Here is a 14,187-nt window from a genome sequence, read left to right on the forward strand (position 1 = left end):
CTAAGGAGAGTATATGAAAAAAGCCCTTCTTTTAAGTATCACTGCAATTTATCTATTAGCACAGGATAGTAATGTAACACAAGGTGAGCAGCTCTATACAAAAAATGGATGTTATGGATGTCACGGCAGTAAAGCTGAAGGTGCAAACAGTTTTCCAAAACTCGCTGGAAAAAGTGAGTCTTATATAATTAAACGACTTCATGGATACAAAAATGGAACTATCCATTCCAATAGAGCCGATATGATGACACCTTTTGCTAAAGCATTAAATGAAAATGAGATAAAGGCAATTGCCCAGTATATTCACTCTCTTGGTAAGAAGAAACTGTTTGATGAAGAGCGCTATTTTCAAGATTATGAGATAGGAACAAGTAGCGGGAGCTAAAATTTATTTACTTATATATTACACAAGCCAAAAGGCTTGTGTACATTACCCTTTATACATAGGGTTTTTATAGGCTCTTAATGTAAGAGGTGTTGCAGGTCGTTTGATCCAAGGTGGACGTCTAAACTTCATCTTCTCGCTTACTGGACGAGTCAGTTTATCCCTCCAAGCTTGATATGTTTTGAAGTTATTTTCATAGTTCACATAGACATCACCAAACTTATCACCCGGTTTTGCTTTTTCGATATAAACCATCTGATGCCACGCATGGTTACCTGCAATTGGATCTGGATGCACTGGAGCTACTGCATTTTGCCATGCACCAGTTAAACCATCCCACCAGATGTTATCGAGATCTTTATTGATCTCTTTAAATTGCCAGCTATCTTCTCGTTTCTTAAGTCCCTTATCTAGTCCCTCTTTTGCGCGCATCTTACCGATTTTACCATCCATCTCCATTTTATACAGAGGTGCTCCAACTCCCATGACACCAAGCTTATGCTCAAACCCAGGAATCTCTACCGCATTTTTAAGTTTCCATCGTCCTGCGTGGTGACTATTTGCTAAAACTCCTGGTCTTGTAGCTTCAGTTGGAATTGCCATTGCAACAAAATATCCACTTTCAAGCCCACTTACTGTATCCACGATTCGTACTCGAATCTTATCGCCTTTTTTAATTCCTAGTCTCTTCGCATCACTTGTATGGATCCATATAGGGTTATGGTTTTGGCTAATCTCCATCAAATGCTTAGAGTTAACGCTTCGTGTATGGATGTTGTATGGCAATCTATAAATTGTATTGAGTGCAAATTGGTTTTTATCTTTAATATAATCGTGGTGAACCTGTGTTACGAGATGCACCATCTCTTTGCGCTCTCTCCTATCTCGTGGGTAGATAGGAATTGCATATTCAGGCCACTGATACTCTTTTGCAAGCCAATCTACATAGAAATCGAGTCTCTTATCTGGTGTATGGAACCCATGATAGACTTTCCCATCAATTTCTATTCCAAATGGCTTTCCATCATGATAGAGTACATCATACTCATCTTTTTCTACATGGTCTTTATGAACTTTCTTCCCATGAATAGTGTAATACTCTCCATCAAATGGAATCTCTTCTTCTTGTGGTTTATATACATCAGTCTCTTCTGTCCATGCACCTCTATCTCTCATAAACTCATAGCAAGGATACTTACTGTTTGGATATGCTGCAATTGCTGCTTTTTTAAGTTTTGGTAAGTTAGCAAATGCTGCATCATAGAGCTCTGCAATTGTGATAGCCCGGTTTGGATCCTCTTTACTTGCCCAGTACTGTTTTACGCCATATTTTCCATCTGGATCAACATAGTGAACAAAAAGATTTGCCCAAAACTCATTCTCTTCCCAAATTTCCCCAAGACCAGCTTTAATATGTGCTTCAAGTGTTGCTCTTGTTGGATCTTTTGGCTTCCATCCCATTTTTTCTAATGCAACTCTTAAAGCTGGTTGTCTAAATGCTGTCCACTGCTCTGGTTTTGTAGGAGCAGATTGCTGGTCATGTCTCTCGCCAGAAAGCCCTGTTGGCAATACATAATCACAGTACCAGTTTGTCTCACTCCAGGTTGGTGAAAGGTTGAATGTTAGTTCAAACTTGTCTTCTCGCTTCAGTGCTTCTATCCATCGGAAACCATCTGGATTGATCCAAACTGGGTTATACATACGTGGTACCCATACAGCTATTTTTTCTGCTACTTTAAATCCTCGTTTATTCCATTTTTCTCTCCACTCATCATCCATAATAAGGTGTGGAAGCAAAAAACTCATCTCGTATGTAGAGAGTGGATACTCTGGTGGCCATGAGTAGTCATTCCATGTATCGACACGCTCTGGCGCTTTTCCAGCTACTGTCGCTTTGAAAAATTTACCGTTGACACTTACTTCATGCCAATGGTGCCAACTTACTCCACCAATATCACCTTTAAGTGCACCAGTGAGTGCTAGGAGCAAGAAGCCACTTCTTGTGTTCATCCATCCACCTCTATGGCCAATAGTCCCAGCTCGCCATAAATAAGTTGATATTTTATCTCCAGCATCCTGTATCATCTCCCAAAGCTGTTCAAGCTTATACTCTTGCCCTTCAAGCTTACACTCTTTGACAACAAAGTCAAGATCGTATGGCTTATACATATCTTTGAGTAGCTCAACAAAACTCTCATAGCTCTCATCTTTTGGAAGTCTGCTAATATACCCTTTTTCTTTGATGAAGCCCAGATACTCTTTATCTTTCATGAGTTTCTTCCAGTTGACCCAGTTTTTCACAAATTCATGGTCAACCATATCTTCACCATTTTTCTTCTTCTCATGAAGTACTCTATTTGCTAAGTAAAGATACAATGCAGCTTCTGTTCCAGGCCAAACTGGAAGCCAAAGATCAGCCATACCAGCACTATTTGAGAGACGTGGATCAATTACAACAAGTTTTGCACCTTTCTTTCTTGCATCTGCAATTAATCCTGCACTTTGTTGGAAGTAGTGTCCTGCATCTGCAGCATGGGAAGATTGCAAGAAAATAAGCCTACTATTTGCCCAGTCTGGTGAGTTCCTATCATCATTTGCCCACTGGATTGAACCTTGTCTTGCACCTGCACTACAGATGTTAGTATGTGAGTCAAATCCGTCAAAACCAAGTGTGTGAGGCACTTTCCCACTAAATCCATTCTCATTTGGTCGACCGACATGGTAGATGAACATTTTTCTACTTACTTCATCACCTTTTTCTAAAAGTTCGGCTACTTTTTTGCCGATCTCTTTCATAGCATCATCCCAGGTTACGCGAACCCACTTTCCTTCACCTCTTTTGCTTCCAGGTGCACGCTTAAGTGGGAATGGGACTCTATCTGGATCATACATCTGTGACCAAACTGCATACCCTTTTGCACAGTTGCGACCACGGCTTCCCGTATGGAGCGGGTTACCCATATATTTTTTAACTGTTAAGCTCTTTTTGTCAACCCACGCAGTCAAACCACACCCAGCTTCACAGTTACTACATACTGTTGGAACAATGACAAAATCATTTACATAGATACCATCTGGGTTATCTTCGCTTTGTACACCTTTGCGATCTATACCACCTCTTTTCCAATCGTCACCATCAAGCTCTTTAAAATCATCCCACTCTTCAAGTGGAGGATAAAAAGAGATGGTTTTTGGTGTATTGGTAAATTTTCCTACTTCTTCACTTTTTGCTTCAGCAATAGTTTCAAATACACCTTTGCTCACAGCTATTCCTGCTACTGCAGCAGCTGCTGTGCCTTTGAGAAAATTTCTTCTACTTTCTAAAAAACTCATATCGACTCCTTAACTGAGTGGTAGTAATTGTGGGATAATAAGCCATACATGTTTTGTGATATACAAACCCACAATCGCTGAAACGCTAGCCAAATAAAGCAGTGACGCACTTCTGCTTTTAAGGCTAAAATAGACTAAAATCATTGGGATAATAAATGCAAGCCACTGTCCAGCCCAGAACATTGCATGATATGCGCCATGCTCTTTTACATACGCTAAAATTGCTGCAACCTCTTCAGCTTTCATATGTCCAAAATAGTATTCACCCATATAGATTGTAAAGCTCAAAAATGCACTCACACCAAGAATAATTGCCAAATCACGTTTTATCTCATAGCCCCATTTTCCACCAATAATAAGAAATACTGCACTACCAGTTAAAAGAGCTGCTAACATCATCTGCACAAGTTCTGTTGGAGTTTGCCAAAGCTCTCGTGCAGTTGCTTCGCCCATGATAGTAGCTGTGTACATAGTAACTGGTACTGCTAGGACTACAGCAGCTTTTAAAAGAGGAGAATAGAGTGAATCACTAAGAACCTCACACTTTTTAGTAAGCTCTCTTACAAATCTTGGCATCTTATCTTCATGTTTTTTAGCAAAATTTTTGAGAGCTATAAGCATCATGATAAAAATGATACCTGTAAACACTGTCGCCATCCAAGCACCAACTGTAATAGCACTAGTAAAATGAGGATAAGCAAATATATGCCACATTCGCAGCGGCTGATGGAGATCTAAGAGTGTAAAGAGTAAAAAGATATTTAAAAAGATAAATGAAATAAGAGGCATCCAAAACTTCACCTCTTCTCCAACTTTGTCGTTATAGCGTGCTAAAAGATATGCACCGATAAAAACAACACCTGTACCAATACTTTTTGCCCACATATTGAGTGTAATCATCCATCCCCAAATCACCTCTGGAATTGGGACATCAAGCGTTACAATTGCATTTGTTGCTGCTACTGTATGTTCTACCATTAGTGACCTCCTATATGGTCTAAATGCGTGATTTTATTGAAAAGATTGTATCCCTCTTCTCTCTTCGCTGCCAATGGATTGAGCTGTACTTGACCACCACCTACATAAAAATGTTTCGGATGAGTGTTTTTCTCTGGTTTTCTTACTTGTACGCCACCATCTTTTTGATGTTGCATAATATATTGGCTAATATGACTCGTTGGATCGTCAAGATCTCCAAAGATATTTGCTTCAACCGGACATGCTACAACACATGCTGGCATCATCTCACTTGCAATTCTATGTGCACAGTATGTACATTTATCTGCAGTATTTGTGACTGGATCCATATAAATCGCACCATATGGGCAAGCCATCATACATCCTGCACAGCCGATACATCTCTCTTTGTCGATATTGACAATACCGTTTTCAAGATAGTGCAAAGCACTCACTGGACAGATACGCTCACACGGTGCATCTTCGCAATGGTTACAACGGAGTGGCGTATATGTTCTTTTTGTTTCAGGATATACACCTACATCCACATACTTTACACGAAGTCTCCAGCTATGCAGTGGAACCTTATTTTCCACTTTACAAGCAACTTCGCAGCCCTTACACCCCATACATAGGTCAAGGTCGACCAAAAAGCCTAGCTTCATACTTTCTCCTTTCAACTGATAAGCACCAGTGTTATAAGCTTGACTTTTAATAACTATAAGCCAAGCTAAATACCGAAAATGCGCTATTTCATAGCTATTAATAGTCTAACACTCTTTGCTTAACTTTGACTAAAAAATTGTAAAATTGAAAGATTTTTGCAATAAATAAGTTGAAAAAATGAAACAAATAGAGAGAATTTCTATTTACAATTTTTTAAATTCAGTTATATTGATTTATTTTTCAATTTATTTTGAATTTAATTTATGATTTTTGTGATGTATTTGGATGGTGTAATATCAAAGTAGATATTGATTGCATTTGGAAAATGAAGCTCTTGCGGATTGCGCTCTTCTTTGGGAAGAGCGTAGTCTGATGGCCATATTTTTTGCTTTGGACATAAGCTCATCAAAGGTACTTGCATTTCATATGCTGCCAAAGCTATGGGGAAGCTACCCACTTTATGGACTAATCCAAAACTGCCTATACCATCAGCTCCAAAAACTACTACATCCACCTCTTTGATGAGTGTTGCAGCAGCTGCATCTATGATGAGAGTTGCATCGATGCCATCTTGCAGAAGTTGCTGTGCTAAAACTCTGCCCTCATTTTTTGGTCTCGATTCTGTACACAATACTTGCACATCTTTTGCTTCCAATAGCGCTTTATAGACAAGGGAGCTAAAGGAGTGCGTTAAAATCTTTTTACCTCTTAGTATTGGTGCAGCTTTTTGTACTATAAGCTCGTTTGCTTTTTCAAACTCTATCCACCATTTATCACAAAGAGTCGGGGAAAAGTTTTGTAAATTGTTCTCAATAAAAGAGGCAAAGTTATAGATTGAAGCCATGAACGGCTGTGCATTTTTTAGTTTTGGAAGTATTAGTGGAAGTTCATTGAAAGAGGCTTTTTTTACAAGTTCTATGCTCTTTTTCGTTAGATATGTAGCTCCATGAAAAGAATCATTCGCTATCTCATCTATCTCTTTCTCCCACCACTTCATAGCTACTCTTGTAAACTTTTAATTTTTACTAAATAGCTATATTTCATATCTAGTTCAAAACTCTCATTTGTAGGATATTCATAGCCAAATACATCCTTCCACAATGAGTGATCCTCCATACACATATAAAAAAATACTTTTCCATGCCATGGCTTTAAAGACTCATAAGCAAAACGAAAAAGCTCTCTTTTGATTGAGAATGGATAGGAGAGTTTACCAGCTGCATTTACAAGTGGCATCTGTAAAATTTTGCTCTTCATTGCCCTTTGGCGCAGTTTTTTAATCACTGGTTTGATAAAAGTTAACGTTCCTAAACTCACCAATGCGACTCTATTGGGGTCAAACTCTTTTATAAGCCTTGCAAAAATCTCTCCATACTCCTCTTGCCACCCTTTGTAGTAGATCATTGGATGAAAATGAAAACCAACCAATCTTCCTTTATCGTGCACCTTTTTTGCCGCTTGCAATCGCTCCTCTAACGAAGCAGTGAGGCGCTCCTCTTTTTCGATAATTGTTTGAGGATTGAGACTCCATGTGGTTATAATATTTGGAGGATACTCATTTTCTACTAAGTAGCTTACATTATCGCTTTTTGTTTTGAGCTCTAGTATCGCATTTGGATTTTGTTTTGCAAAAGCAAAGAGGGCATCAAGCACTCCTCCACGATTACCCCACATGAGACTATCGCTACTTTGCCCTGTACCAATATGGTAAATCTCATTGGGATCGAGCTCTATATTTAAAAGTTTTTCTTTGAGATTTGTATTAAAAGTAATTGTATCTTCATTGTAAAAACTCTGAATCGAGCAGTAGCTGCAATCATACCCGCAAGACTCTACCATATCCAGTGTCCAAAGATTGCAGCAGCGCGTCTTTGGACTAGCCACAGGACACATACCAAAGCCAAGTTTTTTATCAATTTGCTCAAAACGAATCTTATGTGTTTTTTCTTTGTCTATAGAAAAATTCTCATAGCTTTTGAGATCTTTTCTATAAGCCTCATAGCGCTCATACAAGTGCTTAAGCGCCTCTTTTTTATTTTTTCCCTCTTCCCAAAGCCCCTCAATACTCGCCTCTGCCCACATATAGAGATCTACAGCAATATCACAAATCTGCTTGAGCTCAGCATGAGAGAGTCTATACTTGTAGGCTAGATTACGTATAAACTCTCTTTGCTTTTCGGGAAGAGAGAAATAGTGGGTATGTGCTACTTTTTTTTCAAAATCGTATATTTTCATCCTGGCAGCATAATTCCTCGAATCATAAAATAAAACATCGCTGCCAGCACTCCTGCAGCTGGTACAGTAATAATCCAAGCTGCTACAATCATTTTTAAAGCACTTCGTTGTACAAGCTCATACTTTTTAAGTGCCTTTATAGCCTTTTTCTCAATTTTTGTTAATTTTATCTCTCCATGCTCTAGACTAGCTATAACCTCTTTTTCTCTATTAATTTTTTCAATGAGCGCTTTTACGATAAAAGGATCAGCTTTTTTTGGATCTCCCAAAGCCTCTAATGCTCTTTCATACTCTTCTAATTTTTTCCTCTCCTCCTCTATCTTTGCCTCTTGAAACTCTTTTTCCAACACTTTTTCCTCTTTTTTGGCACGATCTTCTAATCGCATCAAATATTCACGCAAAAATCCAACACCAAATACACCCCCAACAGCAATATGTGTAGAGCTTACAGGAAGTCCCAAAGCAGACGCTACAATAACAGTAATAGCAGCAGCAAGTGCTATACAAAAAGCTCTAATTTGATCAAGCTCAGTAATTTCACTTCCAACTTTTTTAATAAGTTTTGGACCATACAGTGCTAGCCCTATGGAGATTCCAAGAGCTCCCACCATCATAACCCAAAGGGGGATTGGCGCCTTTTTTCCAAATTCTCCACTCATAATAGCATCATTGATACCTGCAAGAGGACCCACTGCATTAGCAACATCATTTGCTCCATGCGCAAAGCTCAAGAGTGCTGCACTAAAAATAAGCGGAATTGTAAATAGTTGATTAATAGATTCTCGCTCATTGGGAAGCGTTTGCGCTTTTTTTGCAATATATGATCGCACAAACATAAAGATTGGTACAGCTATAAAAAAGCCTATTACAACAGCAAGGGGAAGAGGAACTTTTACTATATGTTTGAGTCCTTTAACGATTAAATAGCTTGCAAACGCCCAACTCATTGTAGCAATATAGAGTGGAACCCATTTTTTTGCCGCTGCAATTTTATCTTCTTGAAAAATAACATTCTTCTTGATAATATACAAAAATCCAGCTGCAATGAGTCCGCCCAATACGGGAGAAATCACCCATGAAGCGGCAATTTTACCCATAGTCACCCAATTAACCATTCCAAAACCTGCTGCTGCTATACCCCCACCCATCACACCACCTACAATAGAGTGAGTGGTAGAGACTGGTGCTCCCATAGCAGTAGCAAGATTGAGCCATATTGCACCAGCAAGGAGTGCAGCAAGCATAATCCAAATAAACATCTGCGTATTGGCTATCAGATTAGGATCGATAATGCCTTTTCTGATTGTACCCACAACATCAGCTCCTGCGATAAGTGCACCTGCAGCTTCAAAAATCGCAGCTATAATAATTGCACCCATCAAAGAGAGTGCCCCACTTCCCACTGCAGGACCAACATTATTAGCCACATCATTGGCACCAATATTCATTGCCATATATCCGCCAAAAATTGCTGCAACTATAAGCAGTGTTCTATGCTCAATGCCGCTTGCGTGCATAGATGCATACCACATAACACCAATGATAAAGAGGAGCGCTATAATAATTCTCCCAGCATCTGAAGCTTCAAATTTCCTCGCTCTTTTGACTTCTGGTATATGTTTGAGTTCCAAAATATCTCCTTGCTATGCTTTTTTGAGATGAAGAGTCTATTTTTTTAGTCGTATTTCAATAGATTTTGCATGAGCCTCTAGCCCTTCAGTATGTGCCAAAATTGCTGCTGCTTCACCAATATCTTGCATTGCTTGACAAGAAAAACTAATAATCGAGCTCTTTTTCAAAAAGTGCTCAACACTCAGAGGTGAGTAAAAGCGTGCAGTTCCGCCTGTTGGCAAAGTATGGTTAGGCCCAGCAATATAATCTCCTATAGGTTCTGGCGTATTATCCCCTAAAAATATAGCTCCAGCGTTTTTAATTTTTGGTAAGAGTGTAAAAGGATTTTGCGTCATAATCTCTAAATGCTCAGGAGCTATCTGGTTCATCAAATCAATTGCCTCTTCCATACATTGCGTAACTATTATAGCTCCCCTCTCATCAATAGATTTTTGCGCAATTTCTCTTCTTTGTAGATTTTGCAAAAACTTCACTACTTCGCTGCTTACATTTTTTGCCAAAGTAGCAGAAGTTGTTATTAAAATAGAGCTCGCCATCTCATCATGCTCTGCTTGACTAAGAAGATCTATTGCAACAAAGCGCGGATTTGCACTCTCATCTGCAATAATTCCAATCTCACTTGGACCTGCAATCATATCAATATTGACTTCGCCATAGACAAGTTTTTTTGCAGTGGCTACAAAGATGTTGCCAGGACCAGTAATAACATCTACCTTTTCTATCGTTTGCGTACCATAGGCGAGAGCTGCAACTGCACTCGCTCCTCCTACTTTATAAACTTTTTCAATTCCACAAAGATGGCATGCAGCAAGTAAGAGCTCATTTGGCTCATTGTTGGGAGTAGGAGTAGTCACAACTATATCTTTTACGCCAGCTACTATTGCTGGAATAGCATTCATAAGTAGACTACTTGGATACGCAGCCTTTCCTCCAGGAATATAGAGACCAGCTCTTTCAACTGGTGTGACTTTTTGCCCTAAAATAGTGCCATTCTCTTCAAAATCGTTCCAAGACTTTGGCATCTGCTTTTCATGGTATGCCTTGATCCTCTCATACGCCAAATGCAAAGCCGCACGCAGCTTCTCATCAAGATTTTCATAAGCCTTTTGCATTAAAGCTGCATCAATGCGCAAATCTTCACTGCTCTTTGGTTCCCATCCATCAAACTTTGCTATATGACGATAGAGTGCATCATCACCCTCTTTTTTAATCTCATCAATAATTTGCATCACAATTGGAGTAACCTGCTCTATATCCATATCGGAACGCTCTAAAATTGCTGTAAATTCCCTTTGAAAACTGCTATCATCTGTGTGGAATATTCGCATAAAAGATTCCTTCTCCTACTAATTTATTATGAGATTGTAGCAAACTTTTTCTTGTATCTCTCTTCCATTGTAATATTGCCAAGTACACCTCCTTGATGGATATATAAAAAGGCATTGGACATGAGACATTGGAGATTGGATAAAATTGTGCTAAAGGCTATTGGATCATACAAGAGATCAAATTCCACTCCTGTTTGTTTTTTTAAATTTAGCCATATTTCAAACAGCTCCTCATAAAGTTTTCCAAAACGGTATCTCTTTGGAGGCTCAAGAATAGTTGGATGAAACTTCTCATCTGCTTCAAGAGCAAAAAACTGCTTTTTTAGATACTCTTTATCACCTACACAAGGAACAGTATAGACATTGGACATTGGACACCGGACACTAGAAAGAGTTTTTTGAAGATACAAAGCTGTAGTACCTGTTCCTGATGGTAAAAAGATATTGAGTTTTTCTATATTTTTCTCGTTTGCCCACTCTATAATCTCTTGGGCTAAAATTTTTATGCCATATTCAGCCTCTTTACATCGTACCCCCTCGGGTACTATTAAAGTGTCATCTATGATTTTACACTCACTTAATAAATTCTTCTCCCCAATGTCCATTGTCAAGTGTCCAATGTCTATAATTTTCATCCCCTTTTCAAGTGCTGCTTTTAAATTTCCCTTTGGATTTTGCAAAAGTTCTTCATTGATCCTTGTATGATATTCAAACTGCCAACCCTTCATCTTTGCTAAAACTGCAAGGGAATACATTGCATTGGATTGCATAGAGCCGTAGGAGATAACCTTCTTGATTTTTAAGGGAATTTGGAAAAAGTAGTAGAGTTTTCTTGCCTTATTACCACTAAAATCGGGGTGTAAGAGATCATCACGTTTGAGATAAAAAGAGTACCCTTCAAACTGCACTTTTTGTATGGGAGAAGATTGAAGCTTCAAAGAGCAAAAGCCCTTTGATTAATTGATATTGAGGCAACGAAGATCCTCATAAGCCTTTAGGACTCTTGCTTTCATACTCTTTTCACCCTCTCTTAGCCACTTTCTTGGGTCGTAATATTTTTTATTTGGCTTATCTTCCCCTTCTGGGTTACCAATTTGGCTTTGAAGATAGTCATGATATTTTTCGATATACCCTTTAACACCACTCCAAAATGCCCACTGGGTATCGGTATCAATATTCATTTTTACAACGCCATAATTGATCGCTTCATGGATTTTTGAGAGTTCACTCCCACTCCCACCATGGAAGACAAAGCTCACAGGTTTATCCTTATCAATGCCAAAATGCTTCTTTATATACTCTTGTGAGTTTTTAAGAATAATTGGCTCTAATCTTACATGCCCAGGCTTATAGACGCCATGTACATTGCCAAAACTTGCTGCAATTGTAAAATATGGACTAATTGCACTCAGACGCTTATACGCTTCAGCTACCTCTTCAGGCTGGGTATAGAGCTTGGCATTATCGATACCGGTATTGTCCACTCCATCCTCTTCACCACCAGTTACACCAAGCTCAATTTCAAGATGCATACCAAGAGGTGCCATACGCTTGAGATACTCTTCACAAGTTGCTAGATTCTCTTCAAGAGGCTCTTCGCTTAAATCTAGCATGTGGGAGCTAAAAAGTGGGCGACCATGCAATTTAAAATACTCTTCGCCTGCTGCTAAGAGCCCATCAATCCAAGGAAGCAGTTTTCTTGCAGCGTGATCTGTATGGAGTACCACACTCACACCGTAGCTTTCCGCTAAGATATGAACATGTTTTGCAGCAGCAACTGCTCCAAGAATCGCTGCTTTTTGCCCCTCATTATCAAGACCTTTGCCTGCCCAAAAATGCGCGCCACCGTTACTCAGCTGTATGATAACCGGAGAGTTTGCTTCTCGCGCAGCCTCCATGACAGCATTAATCGAGTTGGTACCTACAACATTGATTGCTGGCAGAGCGAAAGAGTGCTCTTTAGCATACTCATACAGTCGCAAAAGATCCTCACCCCACACTACACCAGGCTTGAGAAACTCTCTCACTCCCATCTCTTATCCTTTATCAGACGTTTTTCTTTATTTTCGCACTTTTTTTAAGCTTTTCAGCCTCACTTTTTATTACTTTTTGAAATTTTTGCATTTTAAGCTGAGATTTAATCTTCTCTTTTACTTGTGCAAAAGGAACAGTTGAAGCTGGTTTTTTATCTTCTACATAGATAACATGGTATCCAAATTGTGTTTTGACTGGTTTTGTTGTAAACTCTCCAGGTTTAAGTGAAAATGCTGCATCACTAAAAGGTTTTACCATCTGTCCCTGTTTAAAGTATCCTAAATCTCCTCCTCTTTTACCGCTTGGACCAACAGATTTAGTTTTTGCTAACTCAATAAACTTCTCTTTGAGTTTATCTTTTGGAGTTTTTTTGAGCTCATTGATAATATCTTTCGCCTCTTTCTCGCTTTTTACAAGAATGTGTCTTGCATGTACTGTCTCAGGCTGTTTAAATTTATCGATATTTTTTTTATAAAAATCCTCCGCTTCTTTATCAGTAACTTTTATAGAGTTAAACTGCTTTCTCATCCAGATTTCAAGAGCTAAATCGGCTTTAAGTTTATTGAGAGCTTCTTTGTACTCTTTTGTCTTTTCTACACCACTTTTGAGAGCCTTTTCTTTGAGAAGTTCTCTTTCAACTAGTTGATCCACAACTTTTTGTTGGATTTGTGGAGGGAGTTGCTCAAATTTCATACCGCTTTGTGCAAGCATTGGAGCTGCATCTTCAGTTGTAATCTTTTTACCATTCACAACAGCCAAAACTTTACCTGCTACTGCACTACTTGCTACAAGGCTTAATGCCACCAAACCACCAACGAAATATTTCTTCATCACTTTCCTTTTGTTGTAATATATAATTTACCCTGCAATTATTTCATATTATGGTAAACGTTTTGCACATCGTCATTTTCTTCAAGTACATCAATAAGTTTTTCTACTTTCTCTGCTGTTGCATCATCTACATCGATCTCATTTGAAGCTACAAGCCCCACGCTACTTTCTAAAATATTTGCCCCAACCTTTTCTACCGCTTCAAGTACGCTGTTAAAATCTGCTGGATCAGTTTCAATCACAAGCACTTCATCAAATTCGAGTATATCACTTGCCCCCGCTTCAAGAGCTGCTTCCATTATTGCATCTTCGTTTTCGCCACGTTCTACAGTGATAACTCCCTTTTTCTCAAACATCCATGATACGCTTCCGCTTGTGCCCAAACTTCCACCACTTTTGCTAAATGCATGGCGTACTGCCGCTACAGTTCTATTCTTGTTGTCTGTAAGGCACTCTACCATGATAGCTACACCACCAGGCCCATATCCCTCATAGGTAATCTCTTCATATTTTACACCTGGAAGGTTACCACTCGCTTTATCGATTGCTCTTTTTATATTATCTTGAGGCATTGAGACCGCTTTTGCCCGCTCAATTGCAAGGCGCAGTGCTGCATTTGTTTCGGGATTCGGTCCTCCATCGCGCACAGCAGTCATGATATCACGCACTGCTTTGGTAAAGACTTTTCCCTTTTTCGCATCCTCTTTTGCTTTGATGTGTTTGACTTTCGACCATTTATTATGACCGGCCATAAAATCTCCTCATAGAAAAATTTAGGTAAAATTA

At 39.0% G+C, this 14,187-nt stretch carries 12 protein-coding genes; 1 reads left to right on the forward strand and 11 read right to left on the reverse strand.

Annotated features, from left to right (window positions below):
• The first annotated feature begins 13 nt into the window (after window positions 1-13).
• A complete protein-coding gene (locus tag NITER_RS05510) occupies window positions 14-385 on the forward strand; it encodes a c-type cytochrome (protein WP_084275490.1) in 372 nt (123 codons plus the stop codon).
• A gap of 45 nt (window positions 386-430) precedes the next feature.
• Here NITER_RS05510 and NITER_RS05515 read toward each other — a convergent pair whose 3' ends face one another.
• From NITER_RS05515 to NITER_RS05565, 11 genes are all read right to left on the reverse strand, one after another.
• Window positions 431-3,718, reverse strand: coding sequence for a molybdopterin-dependent oxidoreductase (locus tag NITER_RS05515; protein WP_084275489.1), 3,288 nt, complete (start codon window positions 3,716-3,718; stop codon window positions 431-433).
• 9 nt (window positions 3,719-3,727) lie between these two features.
• Entirely contained in the window at window positions 3,728-4,696 is a 969-nt protein-coding gene (nrfD, locus tag NITER_RS05520; protein ID WP_084275488.1) for an NrfD/PsrC family molybdoenzyme membrane anchor subunit, read from the reverse strand.
• Window positions 4,696-5,340 carry a 4Fe-4S dicluster domain-containing protein gene (locus NITER_RS05525; RefSeq protein ID WP_084275487.1) on the reverse strand — a complete coding sequence of 215 codons (645 nt, stop codon included), beginning with the start codon at window positions 5,338-5,340 and terminating at the stop codon, window positions 4,696-4,698. The genes nrfD and NITER_RS05525 overlap by 1 nt, the downstream gene beginning before the upstream one ends.
• Before the next feature lie 257 nt (window positions 5,341-5,597).
• The gene (locus tag NITER_RS05530) at window positions 5,598-6,338 is read right to left on the reverse strand and encodes an eIF2B alpha/beta/delta subunit family protein (protein ID WP_084275486.1); all 741 of its coding nucleotides are present in this window, start codon (window positions 6,336-6,338) and stop codon (window positions 5,598-5,600) included.
• Between the two features lie 2 nt (window positions 6,339-6,340).
• Window positions 6,341-7,576, reverse strand: a complete 1,236-nt coding sequence (locus NITER_RS05535; protein ID WP_084275485.1) for an SPL family radical SAM protein — start codon at window positions 7,574-7,576, stop codon at window positions 6,341-6,343.
• Window positions 7,573-9,207, reverse strand: coding sequence for an inorganic phosphate transporter (locus NITER_RS05540; RefSeq protein ID WP_084275484.1), 1,635 nt, complete (start codon window positions 9,205-9,207; stop codon window positions 7,573-7,575). Before NITER_RS05540 ends, NITER_RS05535 begins: the two co-directional genes overlap by 4 nt.
• Before the next feature lie 36 nt (window positions 9,208-9,243).
• Window positions 9,244-10,536: a histidinol dehydrogenase gene (gene hisD, locus NITER_RS05545; protein ID WP_084275483.1), complete on the reverse strand. Its 1,293-nt coding sequence runs from the start codon at window positions 10,534-10,536 to the stop codon at window positions 9,244-9,246.
• A gap of 26 nt (window positions 10,537-10,562) precedes the next feature.
• On the reverse strand, window positions 10,563-11,474 hold the full coding sequence (locus NITER_RS05550) for a 1-aminocyclopropane-1-carboxylate deaminase (protein WP_084275482.1): 912 nt from the start codon (window positions 11,472-11,474) through the stop codon (window positions 10,563-10,565).
• A gap of 18 nt (window positions 11,475-11,492) precedes the next feature.
• The gene (gene fbaA, locus NITER_RS05555; RefSeq protein WP_084275481.1) at window positions 11,493-12,569 is read right to left on the reverse strand and encodes a class II fructose-bisphosphate aldolase; all 1,077 of its coding nucleotides are present in this window, start codon (window positions 12,567-12,569) and stop codon (window positions 11,493-11,495) included.
• Window positions 12,570-12,582: 13 nt separating this feature from the next.
• Complete coding sequence (locus NITER_RS10215; protein WP_084275480.1) at window positions 12,583-13,401, reverse strand: peptidylprolyl isomerase; 819 nt, start codon at window positions 13,399-13,401, stop codon at window positions 12,583-12,585.
• A gap of 38 nt (window positions 13,402-13,439) precedes the next feature.
• On the reverse strand, window positions 13,440-14,153 hold the full coding sequence (locus tag NITER_RS05565) for a YebC/PmpR family DNA-binding transcriptional regulator (protein ID WP_084275479.1): 714 nt from the start codon (window positions 14,151-14,153) through the stop codon (window positions 13,440-13,442).
• Window positions 14,154-14,187 lie beyond the last annotated feature (34 nt).

It is taken from the genome of Nitratiruptor tergarcus DSM 16512 (assembly GCF_027946175.1).
Lineage (GTDB): Bacteria > Campylobacterota > Campylobacteria > Campylobacterales > Nitratiruptoraceae > Nitratiruptor > Nitratiruptor tergarcus.

Coding starts and splice junctions, on each gene's coding strand:
- fbaA (WP_084275481.1), bottom strand. CDS start 12,569: ATGGGAGTGAGAGAGTTTCTCAAGCCTGGTGTAGTGTGGGGTGAGGAT.
- NITER_RS05525 (WP_084275487.1), bottom strand. CDS start 5,340: ATGAAGCTAGGCTTTTTGGTCGACCTTGACCTATGTATGGGGTGTAAG.
- NITER_RS10215 (WP_084275480.1), bottom strand. CDS start 13,401: ATGAAGAAATATTTCGTTGGTGGTTTGGTGGCATTAAGCCTTGTAGCA.
- NITER_RS05510 (WP_084275490.1), top strand. CDS start 14: ATGAAAAAAGCCCTTCTTTTAAGTATCACTGCAATTTATCTATTAGCA.
- NITER_RS05535 (WP_084275485.1), bottom strand. CDS start 7,576: ATGAAAATATACGATTTTGAAAAAAAAGTAGCACATACCCACTATTTC.
- NITER_RS05530 (WP_084275486.1), bottom strand. CDS start 6,338: ATGAAGTGGTGGGAGAAAGAGATAGATGAGATAGCGAATGATTCTTTT.
- hisD (WP_084275483.1), bottom strand. CDS start 10,536: ATGCGAATATTCCACACAGATGATAGCAGTTTTCAAAGGGAATTTACA.
- nrfD (WP_084275488.1), bottom strand. CDS start 4,696: ATGGTAGAACATACAGTAGCAGCAACAAATGCAATTGTAACGCTTGAT.
- NITER_RS05515 (WP_084275489.1), bottom strand. CDS start 3,718: ATGAGTTTTTTAGAAAGTAGAAGAAATTTTCTCAAAGGCACAGCAGCT.
- NITER_RS05565 (WP_084275479.1), bottom strand. CDS start 14,153: ATGGCCGGTCATAATAAATGGTCGAAAGTCAAACACATCAAAGCAAAA.